Annotated in this window: 9 protein-coding genes; 8 read left to right on the top strand and 1 reads right to left on the bottom strand. The window is 46.2% G+C overall.

What is annotated here, in order from left to right; genetic code table 11:
- Positions 1–232 precede the first annotated feature (232 nt).
- The 8 genes from mscL (at position 233) to xyl3A (ending at position 16,538) form a co-directional block, all read left to right on the top strand.
- On the top strand, positions 233–616 hold the full coding sequence (mscL, locus tag CIK90_RS13870) for a large-conductance mechanosensitive channel protein MscL (protein ID WP_094390130.1): 384 nt from the start codon (positions 233–235) through the stop codon (positions 614–616).
- Positions 617–696: 80 nt separating this feature from the next.
- Complete coding sequence (locus CIK90_RS13865) at positions 697–2,373, top strand: SulP family inorganic anion transporter (RefSeq protein ID WP_094436564.1); 1,677 nt, start codon at positions 697–699, stop codon at positions 2,371–2,373.
- A gap of 99 nt (positions 2,374–2,472) precedes the next feature.
- The gene (locus tag CIK90_RS13860) at positions 2,473–3,816 is read left to right on the top strand and encodes a D-alanyl-D-alanine carboxypeptidase (protein ID WP_094439989.1); all 1,344 of its coding nucleotides are present in this window, start codon (positions 2,473–2,475) and stop codon (positions 3,814–3,816) included.
- 1,609 nt (positions 3,817–5,425) lie between these two features.
- Positions 5,426–8,722 carry a TonB-dependent receptor gene (locus CIK90_RS13855; RefSeq protein WP_254046371.1) on the top strand — a complete coding sequence of 1,099 codons (3,297 nt, stop codon included), beginning with the start codon at positions 5,426–5,428 and terminating at the stop codon, positions 8,720–8,722.
- A gap of 29 nt (positions 8,723–8,751) precedes the next feature.
- On the top strand, positions 8,752–10,884 hold the full coding sequence (locus tag CIK90_RS13850; RefSeq protein ID WP_094390127.1) for a RagB/SusD family nutrient uptake outer membrane protein: 2,133 nt from the start codon (positions 8,752–8,754) through the stop codon (positions 10,882–10,884).
- A 39-nt stretch (positions 10,885–10,923) separates the two neighbouring features.
- On the top strand, positions 10,924–13,242 hold the full coding sequence (locus tag CIK90_RS13845) for a hypothetical protein (protein WP_094390126.1): 2,319 nt from the start codon (positions 10,924–10,926) through the stop codon (positions 13,240–13,242).
- A gap of 26 nt (positions 13,243–13,268) precedes the next feature.
- A complete protein-coding gene (locus CIK90_RS13840; protein WP_144007300.1) occupies positions 13,269–13,733 on the top strand; it encodes a hypothetical protein in 465 nt (154 codons plus the stop codon).
- Positions 13,734–13,955: 222 nt separating this feature from the next.
- Positions 13,956–16,538 (top strand): xylan 1,4-beta-xylosidase, encoded by a 2,583-nt coding sequence (gene xyl3A, locus CIK90_RS13835; RefSeq protein ID WP_173849356.1) that lies wholly within the window; start codon positions 13,956–13,958, stop codon positions 16,536–16,538.
- Positions 16,539–16,572: 34 nt separating this feature from the next.
- Here the strand turns inward: xyl3A and CIK90_RS14585 are convergent, their stop codons facing one another.
- Positions 16,573–16,707, bottom strand: coding sequence for a hypothetical protein (locus CIK90_RS14585; RefSeq protein ID WP_256387363.1), 135 nt, complete (start codon positions 16,705–16,707; stop codon positions 16,573–16,575).
- Positions 16,708–17,107 lie beyond the last annotated feature (400 nt).

Here is a 17,107-nt window from a genome sequence, read left to right as displayed (position 1 = left end):
ATCAAGGTTGAAAAATGTGGCACAAAAGTCACTTTTTCCTGTTTTCGGGCACAAAGTTACAAAAAAATATCTAATTTTGCAGAAGAAATGGAAGTTAATTCTTTTAATAAAGTTAAAAGATGAGACTTTAACACAATTACAGGTGACAAAAGTGTGGTGTTTGCCACTTGGAGTTTGCAGAATGAATATTTAAATCACTCGTGTAACATATAATTAAAAAAAGGAAACAGTTATGAGTTTTATTAGTGAATTCAAAGAGTTTGCCATGAAGGGGAACGTGTTGGACATGGCTGTCGGCGTTATCATCGGCGGTGCATTCGGAAAGATCGTTTCAAGTCTGGTTGACAATGTGTTGATGCCTATCATTGGTGTGCTCACTGGTGGTGTTGATTTCTCTGCACTGTCGATTAAGGTTGTTGATGCTGAGGTGAAGTATGGCATGTTTGTACAGAATGTCATTGACTTCTTGATTATTGCTTTCTGTATCTTCCTGATGCTTAAAGGTATCAATAAGTTCAACCGCAAAAAGGCAGAGCCCGAACAGCCTGCAGCTCCTGCTGGTCCTACTCAGGAAGAACTTCTTGCTGAGATACGTGATTTGCTCAAAAACAAGTAACTTTAAGTATCACTTATTTATTAATAAGGTGACACCCGTCACGGCGTCACCTTATTATTTTTGTTTTCAGTATAATAATGATAAAAACATTGGATTTTAAGCCGAAGTTCTTTTCGGCTATTGCACATTACGACAAAAAGACGTTTGTCGCCGACGTTATGGCGGGACTAATAGTTGGTATAGTAGCTTTGCCATTGGCGATTGCTTTTGGTATAGCCAGTGGTGTCTCACCAGAGAAGGGTATCATCACTGCCATTGTTGCCGGACTGTTCTGCTCGCTTTTCGGTGGTAGCAAGGTTCAGATTGGCGGTCCTACAGGTGCTTTCATCATCATCGTCTATGGCATCATTCAGCAATATGGTATGCAGGGTCTGACCATTGCCACACTGATGGCAGGTGTGTTTCTGATACTTCTCGGTGTATTGCGATTGGGAACCATCATCAAATATATACCTTATCCTATTGTTGTGGGCTTCACCAGTGGTATCGCCGTTACCATTTTCACCACTCAGGTAAAGGATTTGTTAGGTATGCAGATGACTACTGTACCTGCCGACTTCATGGAAAAATGGGTGGCATATATTAATAATATAGCGAATATCGACCTTTGGAGCACCGTGATGGGTGTGGCAAGTGTCATTATCATCGCACTCACACCGCGTGTGAGCAAGAAGGTGCCGGGTTCATTGGTGGCAATTATTATCATCACTGTGGCAGCCTTGTTGCTCAAACAGTATGCCGGTGTGACCACCATAGAAACTATTGGCGACCGCTTTAGCATCCATTCCGAACTGCCCGAAGCCACGTTGCCCGCCCTTTCATGGGAAACCATTAAGGGATTGGTAGGTCCGGCAGTGACAATCGCTGTGTTGGGAGCCATCGAATCGTTGCTGTCTGCTACAGTGGCAGATGGTGTGATAGGTGATCATCATAACTCCAATACCGAATTGATAGGTCAGGGATTGGCTAATATTGCATCGCCACTCTTTGGCGGTATTCCCGCTACTGGTGCCATTGCACGCACGATGACCAACATCAACAACGGTGGACGTACCCCCGTAGCCGGTATTGTACATGCCGTAGTGTTGTTGCTCATCTTCCTTTTCCTCATGCCCTTGGCACAATACATTCCGATGGCTTGTTTGGCAGGAGTATTGGTGGTGGTATCCTATAATATGAGTGGTTGGCGTTCCTTCCTTGCTATGTTGCGCAATCCGAAGAGCGATGTTACCGTATTGTTGCTCACATTCTTCCTTACCATCATATTCGATCTTACCGTTGCTATTGAATTTGGCCTTATCTGTGCATGTCTGCTCTTTATGAAACGTGTATCAGAAGCTACCGATGTGACAGCTATCTACGATGAAATCGACCTCAACGAGGATGCAGACATGGAGCGTGGCGACCTTATCCACCTGACTATTCCTGAAGGAGTGGAGGTGTATGAGATTAACGGTCCCTACTTCTTCGGTGCAGGTAACCGCTTCGAGGATATCATGTCGAGCTATAACGACCGACCCAAAGTGCGCATCATCCGCATGCGTAAGGTGCCGTTTATCGACTCTACCGGTCTTCACAACTTGGAGAACATGTGTTTGATGAGCCAGAAGGAAGGTATCACTGTCGTGTTGTCGGGCGTCAATCCCAAGGTTGAAGCCGTGTTGCGCCGCAACAATTTTGAGAAATTGTTGGGCAAGGAGAATATCTGCAGCCATATCGACTTGGCACTTACTCGTGCCAACGAGATTATTTCTTGAACACCAGAATTATATTGAAATGAATGAACGATTCCCCTTTACCCCTGTGGGGTGGGGGAATCATAGCTAAAGACCGCACTTAAGTGGGGCTTATACAAGATGGAAAAAAAACGTAGAAGACGCATTCGCAAAGGAAGGGTAGCATTGTTGTTGCTCTTCCTTGCTGCGGTTATCACAGTCATTTATTATATCATAGTAGCGCTTGTTGCATTCTTTAGTTGGTTAAGTGCAGACGAGCCAGTACAGGAAGAGAAGCCTACGCTGCATGTGACACCAGAGATGCTTGCATGTGACGAAAGGATGCAACACCGTTTGGACAGTCTGATGCACAAACCGTTGCGACTAGACACCAACAAGATTGCCGTCTCTGTTTTTGACGCCACCACCCAACGCTATGTCTATAGATATCATGATACGGAAAGCTTTATACCTGCCTCATGTATGAAGATTTCCACCGCTATTGCTGCGCTCAAGACTTTAGGCATGAACCACCAATATCGTGAACACATCCTCGCCATGGGAGAGATGAAGCGTGACACCCTTGTGGGTAATCTCCTTCTGATGGCCGATGATGACCCACTCATGGAGAGTTTTGATCCACTCATCAAGAAGATGCAGAGTAGGGGAATCCGTCATGTTCGTGGCAATGTGTATATCACTTTGGCACGAGAAGATACGCTGCGTCCGCATCCTACGGCGAAAGCATGGGATATACCTTACAACCGGACTCCACTTCTTCTCCGTGGCAAGCGCTATGTGGATCGCACCTTCCGAGCCTCTATGCGTATGAATGGAGTGACCGTACGCAATGATAAAACGGTCAATGCAAGACGTTCAAAGGGTCGTTTCGGTGGTGGCAAGTATCATTATGTTGCCACCTCATCCCATCTGCTTCGCGATGTCATCACTCCCATGCTCATCCATAGCAGCAATATTAAGGCAGATGCTGTGTTCTATCATCTTGACTGGAAGCAGGGATTGATGCCCAACCGTCGTATGAATTGGGATGCAAAACATTATGCCGAAACTTTCTGGAGAGAGAAAACACAAGTGCTCGATAGTGTTTCAACGCGTCTTGTCTTTCACGACGGTTCAGGACTGTCGCCCGAAAATCGTCTGTCAGCCTCTGTTCTTGTTGATATGCTGCGCTATGCTTATGGTGACAAGCAGTTGAAGGATTTCTTTATTGATGAGGCTTTGGCATCCACTGTAGGTGGCGAGCGACGCGGTTCGCTTCTTACCCGTATGAGCCATCCCGACTACAAAGGTCGTTTATTTTGTAAAACAGGCACTATGACCACCTATGGTGCATCGTCACTTTGCGGTTATCTTCTTGCTGCTGATGACCATTGGTACATTTTCTCCATCATCAATGTTGACTCTCCAGTAGCCGAGTCTCGCCTCTTCCAAGATCGTATTTGTAAGATGATGATGAAAGAATAATTCAGTTTGCTACAACACAATTCTCGGATGGCAAACATAAAATATAGTTTTAAGAAAATTTCGACCACACGACCACAGATGAGTGTATCATGTTGTCGGTCAGTGCTTTATACTGTGGTCGAAACTGAAGTGTCGACCATCAATCGACCACCAACTTGCGTTATTTGGCTTAACGAAAATGCTTATCATAAACTGATCGATATTTAGGAGAAAGTGTTTTGTCAAGGTATTACCCAACGTTTGGCAAAAGTGTTACCCAACGTTTGGCAAAAGTGTTACCCAACGTTTGGCAAAAGTGTTGCCCAACGTTTGGCAAAAGTGTTGCCCAACGTGTGGCAAAAGTGTTGCCCAACGTTTGGTAAAATTGTTTTCAACGTTTGATAAAGGTATTATCCAACGTTTGATAAGAGTATTATCCAACGTTTGATGAAAGTGTTATCTAATATTTGATAAAGGTGTTATCCAATATTTGATAAAGGTGTTATCAAGGCTTGTCAAAGTGCTGATAAACGATAGTATTTTATAAGGAAAATAGGATCACGCTTTACTTTTGTCCTTACAGGACGTAGGCTAAATAAAATCATACACCCCAGGGTGTTACCCTGGGCTATGAAGATTTTGCCCCATTCGGGGCGTTAGTAACCCAGCGACTAAAGACGGGCTAATCCCCAACAACTAAAGACGGGCTAATACCCAACAACTAAAGATGTGTTAATAACCAAACAAGCAAAGGCGGGCTGAAAGCCCAATGGTTTCCTTAGCCCAGGGCATCGCCCTGCGGATATGAATGCACATAATCAACCACGTCCTGAAAGGACAAAAGTAACTCAGCTCTGCTCTTTTGCCGAAAACAATAGTAATTCCACATTGAAAAGCATCATTCTTTAGGCTGATTCGTGTACATCACATCGTTGCACTGGTGGTCGAAGTGTGGTCGAAAATCCCGATTTTTAGGAATCGACCACACCTGTAAGATGTTGAAGGATAGCGTGATGCGGATATCTGTGGTCGTGTGGTCGAAATTTTCTTGAAAACTAAAATAACTGTAGGATGGTGCCATATTGGTGTTCGGTGTTAACAATTTAAGAGATTCGCGTGTGCGCGTGTGCGTGCGTATACATTATAATATATATAAAGAACACGAATGATCCTTTTTGTAATACCTCCTATAAAACTACTTCAAGCACAGCCTGTACCTGCAACAATTAGCGAAAACGTTTACGTGTAATAATGCGATGAATATTTATCAGCAACGAAAAGAAAGTAGTATCTTTGCATCATCAAACTACTGACAATTATATACACATCAACAGCATCTATGGGAAAATCCTTTTGCCCTCAAATCCCATCAAGTCTCTGGAGCGAAACTCATCGCTCCAGAGTGCTGATGGGGGACCAATACGGAAACCGACTTCCACCCAATATCATTGGAAGCAACAATTCCAATGTAAACGTTTACGTGGAACATTTCACCTTTTTTAGGTGGGTTTTAATAAATTTTAAGTAACTTTGCAAACAAACAACATCAAAAATATTACTAATTTTCAAAACTACTAATTTTATGTCTGTTTATTTTAAGAGTATTTCACGCACGGTACTTGTTCTGTGTATGCTCTTGATCGTCGGTAATGCTTATGCACAGACCGTCGCTAAGGGTACAGTCACAGACTCCAATGGCGAAGCCGTTATTGGTGCAACCGTAGTAGAAAAGGGAAATCCTAAGAATGCAGCCGTAACTGACTTCGACGGTAACTTCACCATCAAGGTGCCTGCCTCGAAGAAGCTGGTCATCTCATACATCGGTATGGTGACTCAGGAAGTTGCAGCAGGTAGCAATCTGAAAATCGTCCTCCAGGACGACAACGCCGCCCTTGATGAGGTGGTCGTTGTGGGTTACACCAGTAAAGCACGTAAAGACCTGACCGGTTCGGTCGGTTCGGTAAGCGGTGCGAAACTGGCAGTGGTTCCTGTATCATCAGCAGCCGAAGCCCTTCAGGGTAAGATTGCCGGTGTGCAGATTACAACAGTCGATGGTCAGCCAGGTGCCGACATCAACATCCGCGTTCGTGGAGCCACGTCTGTAACTCAGAGCAACCAGCCACTGTTCATCGTCGATGGTTTCCAGGTTGACAACATCAATGATATTCCTCCCACGGATATCGCTTCAATCGACGTGTTGAAAGATGCTTCTCTGACCGCTATCTATGGTGCGAAGGGTGGTAACGGTGTTGTTGTAGTTACTACTAAATCTGCTAAGACAGGTAAGGTTCAGGTGTCGTTCAACGGACGTCTCAGCGTATCTTCATTGGCACGCTCTATGAGCCAGATGAACACCTTCGAATTTGTTGACTATCAGTATGACCGTGCTGCTGCTAACGGCAACCGCTCTTCATGGGCTAAGCCTTTCCGTGGCAACTTCGGTAACCCTAAGGACATTTCTCTCTATCGCAACGAGGCTACCCGCGACTGGCAGGATGAGGTTTTGGGCAACCACCCCGTCAACTACTCCAGCAACGTGACCATCGGTGGTGGTAACGAGACTACACGTTTCAACCTCTCACTGACTCAGTCAGAAGATAAGGGTATTATCCTCGGTTCAGGCGTACGTCGTACCAACATCAACCTCAAGCTCAATACCAAGATTACCAAGAACCTTGAGTTCACCTACAATCCTAAGATCAGCTATCGTCGTGACGAAGGTGCAGGTGGTGACAACATCGGTTCAGGTGGTCTCATCGACGTATTGCGCTACCGTCCTACAGCAGGTCTGCGTGAGTGGGGTTCATACGAAGAGATGGAAAATGAGGCTGATGCCAGCAACTTCCGTCTGACAAACCCTGTCAACGATATCCAAACCAACACCCAGAAGAAGCATGGTTACACCATCACCAACCAGTTTGCACTGAAGTGGTCTCCCATCAAGGGTCTCGTTCTGCGCAGTGAGGGTAACTACACACTCGGATTCAGCGATACTGAACGTTTCTATGGCTGGCAGACCGGTATGGCAAAAGCTGCCATCAACAACAATAAGCCTGTTGCCATGCTCTACAAGAGAAACTCTGAGTCATACACTTGGACCAATACCGCTTCTTACGACTTGACTCTCCAGGATAAGCACAACTTGTCGTTCCTCTTGGGTCAGGAGATCTATCACTCACAGTATAAGGCAAACCAGCAGGCTGCCCACCTCTTCGATCAAAACATCGATGCAGAAACAGCCCTCAACAATATGGCACTCGGTCAGCCCTATGCTGAACAGACCTACACCAAGCGTTCTACTGCCAACCGCACAGCATCGTTCTTCGGTCAGGTTTCATACAACTACCAGCACAAATATCTGATCTCAGGTACCTTCCGTGCTGACGGTTCTACCAAGTTTGCTCCCGGCAACCAGTGGGGCTACTTCCCCTCTATCTCTGGTGCATGGGTGATCAATAAGGAGAAATTCCTGAAAGATGTGAAATGGATTGATCAGTTGAAACTCCGCGCTGCCTTCGGTCTCGCCGGTAACAACAATATCGCTGACGACCTCTGGCGCTATCTCTACACCACCAATGCTACTGGCGGTCCCGCTTTCGGTGAGGCTACTGTAGGTGGTGAACTCTACTATGGTGCTCCAGGTAACTATCCTAACAAGGACATCAAGTGGGAAACTACGATCACCCGCAACCTTGCTATGGACATCTCACTCTTCGGTGGACGTCTGAGCATCACTCCTGAAATCTATTGGAATACCACACGTGACCTGCTCTACAATTCTACTATTCCTGGCGTATCAGGATACCAGAAGCAGATGCAGAACATCGGTAAGGTAGCCAACAACGGTTGGGAACTCACCGTCAACGGCGACATCGTACGTGGTAAAGACTATGTGGTAAGCGGTAACTTCACTCTCGGTCACAACAAGATGACCATCAAGAAGCTGAATGCTTCTGACGGTAACACTCCGCTTTATAATACTGCTGGTAAATGGAAGTCATCTATCGAAAATGACTACGTGATGCAGGTAGGTGGTGAACTCGGTCTGTTCTACGGTTTCGTATATGACGGACTCTACAACTGGGATGAATTTACCTATCCTGAAACAGCCTCTTACGAGGCCACTCCTAACAACAAAGCTACACTCAACGGCATGCTCATCGGCGGTACTGTTACCGACGGTTACGAGAATAACACCGGTAACGGTATCTTCAGCTCATCTAACTCAGGTTACTCTACTCTGCCCGGTAAGATCAAGCTGAAAGACCTCAATGGTGACGGTCAGATCGACCAGAAGGATATGACCGTAATCGGTAACACCAACCCCAAATGGCAAGGTGGTTTCGGTTTGTCAGGTCAGTGGAAGAGCTTCGACTTCACAGCCAACTTCACTTACATGCTCGACTTTGATGTATATAATGCCACAGCATTCGCTATGTCATCATCATCATCAAGCCAGTACAACTTCTTCAACGTAGATTCTAAGTTTGCTGACAAGCGTTGGCGTTATACCGCCCCAGAGGGATTTGTTAACAACGATGGTCACAACATCACCGGTGAGACACTCTACAAAAACGTCTATATCAACGGTGCACTGGGACTCTACAAGAATCTGAATGCTAATGCAAGCCTGTGGAACCCTGCAGACGTAGTCAACAACGTGATGTTCTCATACTTCGTAGAAGATGGTTCATTCCTCCGTTGCACCGACGTTACCGTAGGTTACACCCTGCCGAACCTCATCACCAAGAAGTTTGGTATCGAGAAAGTCCGTGCTTACGTTTCTGCTTCAAACCTCTTCATCCTCACCAGCTACTCTGGTTACGACCCCGAGGTTGACGTGCAGTCTGGTCTGACTCCTTCTATGGACTACAACCGCTACCCACGTTCACGCACCTTCTCTTTCGGTCTCAACGTAACATTCTAAAGATACAAACCTAAGAAACTGAAATCAATATGAAACTCAATAAGATATTTATCAGTGGAATGGCCATGTTGTCGCTGACAGCATGCGACGATTTCCTTGATGTAGATCCAGACTCAACATCAGCAAACACTGAGTTCATCTACAACAACGAAGGCGAGATTTCTACTGCACTGAATGGTGTTTATGCACAGATTCTCTCTGGAAACACCTTCGGTAATAATCTGTACAAGGATTTCCAGCTGAACAGCGATGTTGACTTCTCTACCAACACCAGCGAAACTGCATCGGGCAACAAACCCGCACGTTTCGATACGCGTTCGGATGCCGGCAACATCAACAGCCTCTGGAATGCACTTTACAAAGGCGTAGAAACTGCCAACGAATTCATCTTCAACCTGAAGAACAGCAAGCTCTATGAAGAGAAGATGAAAACTGAAATTGCCGATGGCGAAGATAATGGCGGTGTGGTAACCGAGGAAGTACCCAACGTGACCAAACTGACCCAGATGATGGGTGAAGCCAAGGTTATGCGTGCAATGTTCTATCACGAACTGCTCTCCTACTGGGGCGATATCCCCTTCACCTTCAAGGCTACCTATGAGACCAACAATCTCTATCCTGAAGTAACAGACCGTCAGGTTGTCAGCGATTCGCTGATTGCCGACCTCCGTCACGCTGCAGAATGGATGCAGTCTGACAAGGACGCAACCCTCGACGCTCCCGAGCGCATCTCGAAGGAAGCTGCCTATGCCATGATTGCACGTCTCGCCTTGCAGGCTGGTGGTTACTCATTGAACCACGATGCCAACGACGTGAATGGTTACAAGATGACTCGTCCTTCTAACTATAAGGAATACTATCAGATTGCACGCGACTATGCCAAGAAGGTTATTGATGCCGGCGGTCACTCACTCAACAAGAGCTTCCGCGATGTATTCGTTGACGAGTGCAACCACATTGCAACTAAGGGTGACGATGCAATCTTCGAAATTCCCTTCGGTAAGGACTACTCTGGTGCTTGGGGTTATGCTCAAGGTCCCAAGAGCGAAGTTGACGCTAACAACGAAACCGACTTTTCTAACCAAGCATGGGGTTCTACAAGCGGTAACGTTCGCACCACTCGTTTCTATCGCCACATGTTCAAAGAGGGTGACGCCCGTCGCGACTATGTTTGCGGTACATGGGGTTACTCAAACCAGGGTCTGCCCGCTATCAACTTCAGCTACACCATGTATAACAACAAGTGGTCTAAGCTGTGGAACACTGTAGGTCTCGGTAAGGCTTCTACCGGAAACACCGGTATCAACTTTGCCTACATCCGCTATGCTGACGTGTTGCTGATGTTTGCTGAGGCTGACAACGAAGTGAACGGAGCTCCTACACAGGAAGCTATCGACGCTGTAAACCAGGTTCGCCGTCGTGCATACAATGGTGTTAACTATGAACTGACCTCTGCTCAGACTGCTACCAAGGAAGACTTCCTCAAGGCTGTGCTCGACGAGCGTAAGTTTGAGTTTGCTGGTGAGAACATGCGTTGGAAGGATCTTGTCCGCAACAACCTCTACTCAGAGCAGATTTTCTACACCTTCTTGGCTTACTACGGTGTAGCAGAAGACCAGTCAACAGGTTCACCTTACATTGATATGATCAGCGAGCACGATGGTATTGACTATGCCAATATCTCGGCTATGACCAACATCTATTATGTATATGTGAAGAATACTGGCGACGCCAACTTCCCCAACAGCAACCTCTACATGCTGTACATCGTCAATCCTTGGACGCCAGACGTACAGCCCAGCAGCAAACCTGAAGACTATTTCGCAAACCTCGGTCTGCCTTACGAGCCTGTTTCGGCAAGAGCTATCACGGGTCAGACATCATCAGCCAATGATGTGGCTTGGGGTAACAGCGAAAACATCTGGTCGAAAGAAGGTGTGCTCAAGAACGAAGTACTCTACTCCCTCTTCGGTTACATCCGTGGCGATGAGGATGGAAGCATCAAGATTGTGAACAACGGTGCTGTGGTCAACTTCGATATTGATACCCAGAATCCTGAGGCTACCGTACAGCAGTTGCCCGCAGTACGCTACTTGCTCCCTTATCCACAGGAAGCCATTGCTCGCTCTGACGGACGCTACAAGAACTATTACGGTTTCTAAGCAGTAATTCCTTATTAACATAAGAAAGACTAAAAGACAATGAAAAAATTATTCATATATTCAATGATGCTGATGGCTACGCTGTCCATATTCTCTTGTAAGGACGATGACATCAGCGAATCGGCAAACCGTGATAAGCTGTTCCGTCCGGCATTCCGCACGGACAACAACACCGGTAAGGGTTCTACCGATCCCTACAACTGCGCGATTACCGATTTGAACACAGCACACCTCTACTGGTACACCGTAGATGATGCTGTGGCCTATGAAATCAAATGGGCGATTCAGAACTATGTGGCAAATGGTGAACAGGCATGGATCGACACCGAGGCTGGTGTTGACGGCAAGGAACTGGCAGGTCACGTGGTAGTGACTGATCCTAAGCAGTTTGATTTGGTGATCAAGAACCTGAGCTATCAGACCGACTACCGTTTCGCTATCCGTGCACTCCACTCATACGATGCTAACAACGACAGTTGGAAGACTGACCCTAAAAACTCTGACTGGTATGGTTATGGTCACGGTACAGAATGGGCTGATTACTTCGGCATGCAGACTGGTGTCCGTTATGATGTACCTTTCGTTATCCAGACATTAAACATCACCAAGACTTCTATGGTGGTACGTCTGGACCGCAACATCAGCAAGTATTCTGATGATAAGAAGAAAATCTTCCGTGATCATTTCAACTTTGTAGATGCTGACCAGAATGTTCTGAAGATTGACTATCTGACCTTCACCGCTTCGAAGTCAACTCCTAATGCTACAACCAACCCCACTTATCTGCACTTCGATATTCCTGAGTCAGCATGGGTAAACGACGTAGCTGAGTTTACTATCGACGGTCTGTCTGAGAACTCGGTTTATAACATCGACGCATGGGATAGCTCGATCGAGGCAAAGGTTGACGCTTGCTACAACTCTGTAATGAAGAGTACCAAGGGTACTCCAGGCGCTCCTATCCTCATCAAGCACGTGCCTACTGCTAAGGATACTATCGGTACTGGCGAGAACATGAACATCTATGACATCTCGTCATACAACTCCATGAAGCTCGACAACATCATCTCTAACTACAATAGCGATGTAACAGTAGCAGAGAACCAGGTGTTCTATCTGGAAGGTGGTAAGGCTTACCACTTCACCAGCAACCCCAACATCTACAAGGGTATGACACTCCGCACCAACCCAGAGGATGTTGCACAGGGTAAGCGCGCTAAAGTATATCTCGGCGGTATGACCAAGACTGGTGCTAATGTCAATACCTGTAACTTCATGTTGGGTCGTCAGCCTAATGCTGGTGAGAACAGTACCATTACCCTTGACATCGACTCTATTCGTTTCATGGATCTCGACTTTGACGTTCCTATGGCTACCAACTATGGTCATGCTCAGGAAGGAAACGGAAAAGCTGTAGGTAACTACTTCATGAACATGTACTCTAACGGTATGGGTATCAATGTAACCCTCCTTGAATGGAACAACTGTACGTTCCAGGGACTTATCCGCGGATTCTTCCGTATTCAGGGTTCTAACGACTTCTATATCCACAACCTGAAGATGATTGACTGCAGCCACTATAACAGTGGATTCTACGACAACAACGGTGGTGGTTACAACTACATCCATGCTGACCACAACGGTAAGCCGAAGTCAAACATTCTGGAGAATGTAGAAATCAGCGGCAACGTATTCTACGATAGTCCAAAGGGTAGCTTGATTACTGACTCTAACCGCAACCTGAAATGGGATGCTTCTGTACGTTGGAATCTCAACATCCACCACAACACCTTCGTGAACTTCATGACTCGTTCTACAAAGGCTGCTTGGATGAATACTCGCTATATCCCTGGAGGCTCTGAAGCCAGCATTCACGACAACATCTGGATTAACACCAAGGATGCTGACGACGTGAACCGTGCTATGAATGCACTCGGTTGGGATGCTCGTAACATTCAGGGTGGTGACGGAAGTGGCAAGGTTGTATTCAACATCTACAACAACTGGACCACAAACGATCCTTATCTGAAGGGCGGACAGCCATTCAACAACAATGCCTTCAACGCTACTTCTAACTCACCAGGTAAGTGGCAGAAGACTTGGAAGGACGAACTCGACACCTACTATCCTGCAGGACTTGACGAGCTGAAGGTTCACTGCGATCCCGAACTGAAGGCCACAGACTTGATGGTATCGCCAAACCCACAGCACTTCGTAGGCGCTAAGCCAAGTCACCTTGACCACCATACCGATAAGGGTATCGACGGTCTCTACTATCAGCAGACTGAGAAAGTGCTCAACTCAGCTATCTATAAGAGCGGCGCTGGTGCACCTCGTCTGAGAAACGGTAAGAAATAATAAAGCATTAAAACATACATACGACTATGAAAATTATGAAATATGTAGCCGCAGCATTCGCTGCCGTAGCTATGACTCTCTCTTTCAGCAGCTGTTCAAGAGACCTTGATCCAGATGTTGACTCAATGGGCTGGTATCGTTGCGAGGTAACCCTCGACAACCAGGGTAGCCTGAGCGAGGAAGGTGTTGCAGCATTCGAAGATGCTGTCAACGCAGCCTATGGTCTGGAGCATGGTGCAACACACTATTTCTCTCATTGCACCAAGGCTTACATGGAGAGTAACTACAACGCAACTGTAGCTCTGTCTAACGATAAGAACGAAATCTTTACCAAGATTATCGCTCCTGTTGTTGCCTCTCAGGGCGTGAGCGACTTCACCGTGAAGTTTGCTTTCGAAGAGCAAATCACCAGTAAAAATGCTGAGGGCGAAGAGGTGAAAACCGTGAAAGAGCTGAAGTCTGTCATCTACAAGGCTTCTGACTTGAAATAACAGACATACTTAATATCTCTATGCCACAGGGGCAGGTCGAAAGGTCTGCCCCTGTTTTTTCATTAAGACGCTATCGTCTAAGCAACAGCATATAATAGGATTATACAACAACAAGGACGAACATAGATTATAGCAAATACTAACAAACAGAAAATTAACATAGGTTCAACAACATTACTCATGAGGGGCTGGTAACAGACCTTAAACTAAAAACATAACAACATGATGAAAAAGACATTACTGACACTAACAGCAATGCTGAGTCTGCATGCAACAGCACAGACTTTACCATATCAGAATCCTGCACTTACTGCAGAAGTTCGTGCCGATGATTTGTTAGGACGCCTGACTCTTGAAGAGAAGGCTAAACTAATGATGGACACGTCACCTGCTATTGCGCGATTGGGCATTCCGGCGTTCCAATGGTGGAACGAAGCACTTCATGGCATAGGCCGTAACGGCTTTGTTACGGTATTTCCTATCACCACCATGATGGCTGCGTCATGGGATGATGCATTGCTCTACCAAGTTTTTACTGCTGTGAGCGACGAAGCACGTGCTAAAAATCAAGAAGCGAAACACAGCGGTAAAGTGTCGCGTTATCAAGGATTGTCATTCTGGACTCCCAATATTAATATTTATCGCGACCCTCGTTGGGGACGTGGACAGGAAACCTATGGTGAGGATCCATACCTGACAGAACGTATGGGACTTGCTGTTGTGAATGGACTGCAAGGTCAAAGCTTCGATGGAAAACCGTCGAAAGAACGTTATGCAAAACTGTTGGCATGTGCCAAACACTTTGCTGTGCATAGTGGTCCGGAATGGAATCGACACACGTTCGATATTCAGCAGTTGCCAGAACGTGACCTCTGGGAAACCTATCTCCCAGCTTTCAAGGCTTTGGTACAGAAAGGTAAGGTGGCTGAAGTGATGTGTGCCTACCAACGTATCGACGGTCAGCCTTGTTGTGGTAATGCCCGTTATGAGCGACAAATCCTTCGCGACGAATGGGGATTCGATGGTCTCATCACCAGCGACTGTGGTGCCATCCGCGACTTCCTGCCAGGATTTCATGGTGTATCAGCCGACCGTCCGGCTGCTGTAGCACAGGCTGTTGAGTCTGGTACCGACTTGGAATGTGGTTCTGAATACCGCAATCTGCCTGAAGCCGTAAAACGAGGAGACATTAGCGAAGAGCGTATCAATACCAGTTTGCGCCGACTGTTGGTGGCACGTTTCAGATTGGGAGACTTTGATGCCGACTCTTTGGTGAGTTGGACCAAGATTCCTTCAAGCGTTATTGCCTCGAAAGAACATAAGCAACTCGCTTTGCAAATGGCACGTGAAGGAACTATTCTGCTGAAGAACAACGGTATTCTGCCCTTGAAGAAAGAGAATGCTAAACGCATCGTAGTCATGGGACCGAATGCTAACGACTCTATCATGATGTGGGGAAACTATAGTGGTTGCGCCACAAAGACCGTCACCATGCTGCAGGGACTGCGCCAAAAGTTGGGCGATGTGCGTTATGTGCAAGGTTGCGGTCTGACTCGTGCAGAAGTCTATGAGAGTCGTTTCGACCACATGAAGGCTCCATTGGGCAATAAGGGAATGCAAGCCACATATTGGAATAATACCGAGATGGAAGGTACACCCGTCAATACCGTAACGATTACTACACCCATCAATCTGAGCAATGGCGGCAATACGGTCTTTGCGCCAGGTGTCAATCTGGAGCAGTTCTCTGCTCGTTACGACGGACAGTTTGTTGCTGATACCGATGAAACGCTTACGCTGCGTGTCGGAGCAGATGATAAAGTGCGCGTCATGGTCAATGGCGATACGCTGGTCAATATTTGGAAGGTGCGTCAACGTATTCAGGAAGCTGCCCCACAACTTGAAGTCAAAGCCGGACACCACTATCGCATACAGATAGACTATGTGCAGGAAGGCGGAATGGCAGCCATGCAGTTTGACATCTGTAAAAAGCAAACACCTACTGCTGACGAGATTCTGGCACAGGTGGGCGATGCTGAAACGGTCGTCTTCGTTGGTGGAATCTCTCCGCGAGTTGAAGGCGAAGAGATGAAAGTGAGCGACCCAGGTTTCAAGGGTGGCGACCGTACAGACATCAATCTGCCTACCGTTCAGCGCCAGATATTGCAACTGTTGCACAAAGCTGGTAAACGTGTGGTCTTTATCAACTGTTCGGGCGGCGCCATCGCTCTAACAGAAGAAGCGCCACTCTGCGATGCGATTGTTCAAGGATGGTATGGTGGAGAACGTGGTGGTGAAGCCATGGCAGAGATTCTGATGGGCGAAGTGAACCCTTCAGGAAAACTGCCCATAACGTTCTACCGCAGTACCGATGATCTGCCCGACTTCCTCGACTATCGTATGACTGGTCGTACTTACCGCTATTTCAAAGGTGAAGTGCTCTATCCCTTCGGCTATGGACTGAGTTATACGTCTTTTGAAGTGGGCAAACCACAATATAAGAACGGCGTGGTAACGGTAAATGTGAAGAATACCGGCAAGATGGATGGAACGGAAGTGGTTCAGGTTTATCTGCGCCGTACTGCCGACACAGAAGGTCCGCTCAAAACGTTGCGTGCTTATAGCCGAATATCGGTCAAGGCTGGTCAGAGTCAAAAGGTCAGCATTCCGTTGCCCCGTGATCAGTTTGAAGGTTGGGATGCGAAGAGCAATAGTATGCGTGTAGTACCTGGTCAATACGAATTGATGGTAGGTACGTCAAGTGCTGATAAAGATCTGAAGACCATTAAGGTCAATATGAAATAAATGAAAAAGGGAAACAGTATTCCCTACCTTCTATTTAAAGATGCTGAAACATGCGGTCTGCCATCTGCTGATGGGCTGGATGTTTCAGCGTCTTTTGTATAAATACACAGCTGTCAAAATAGACAAATATCTTCTTGCCTCCCCATTCCGTCCTTTGACCTCCCATCATATTCCCATAATTGTCTGTTCGTTTTTGGGAGTTAGTTGGGACTTACTTGGGAGTTTCTTGGGATTTATTTGGAAAATATAATGCACATATTACGTTGAACATAATTCGAAGACATCCCGAAGACATCCCGAATGCATCCCGAATGAATACTATATGAAAAACATGTATTGGATTTTAACAAGTAAAAACTATCGTATCAAACAGCTTATTATCACATCAATTGAAATTGAAAACAACACGAAAGAGAAACAGCATACTGCATATATACACCAAAGATAGAAATAATATGCACTTTTTTTTTGTCATTTACTTGTCGTTCATAGATATTATTAGTAAATTTGCCCAATAAATTGACCAATATTATCTGCAATAATAGTCGAATGGGCTTCAGACAGATTAT

It is taken from the genome of Prevotella sp. P5-126 (assembly GCF_002251185.1).
GTDB lineage: Bacteria > Bacteroidota > Bacteroidia > Bacteroidales > Bacteroidaceae > Prevotella.
This window is presented reverse-complemented; position numbering and strand designations above follow the sequence as displayed.

Bases quoted from the DNA above. Each gene is read 5' to 3' on its own strand.
- CIK90_RS14585 (WP_256387363.1), bottom strand. From the start codon at position 16,707: ATGATGGGAGGTCAAAGGACGGAATGGGGAGGCAAGAAGATATTTGTC.
- CIK90_RS13850 (WP_094390127.1), top strand. From the start codon at position 8,752: ATGAAACTCAATAAGATATTTATCAGTGGAATGGCCATGTTGTCGCTG.
- xyl3A (WP_173849356.1), top strand. From the start codon at position 13,956: ATGATGAAAAAGACATTACTGACACTAACAGCAATGCTGAGTCTGCAT.
- CIK90_RS13845 (WP_094390126.1), top strand. From the start codon at position 10,924: ATGAAAAAATTATTCATATATTCAATGATGCTGATGGCTACGCTGTCC.
- CIK90_RS13860 (WP_094439989.1), top strand. From the start codon at position 2,473: ATGGAAAAAAAACGTAGAAGACGCATTCGCAAAGGAAGGGTAGCATTG.
- CIK90_RS13855 (WP_254046371.1), top strand. From the start codon at position 5,426: ATGCTCTTGATCGTCGGTAATGCTTATGCACAGACCGTCGCTAAGGGT.
- mscL (WP_094390130.1), top strand. From the start codon at position 233: ATGAGTTTTATTAGTGAATTCAAAGAGTTTGCCATGAAGGGGAACGTG.
- CIK90_RS13840 (WP_144007300.1), top strand. From the start codon at position 13,269: ATGAAAATTATGAAATATGTAGCCGCAGCATTCGCTGCCGTAGCTATG.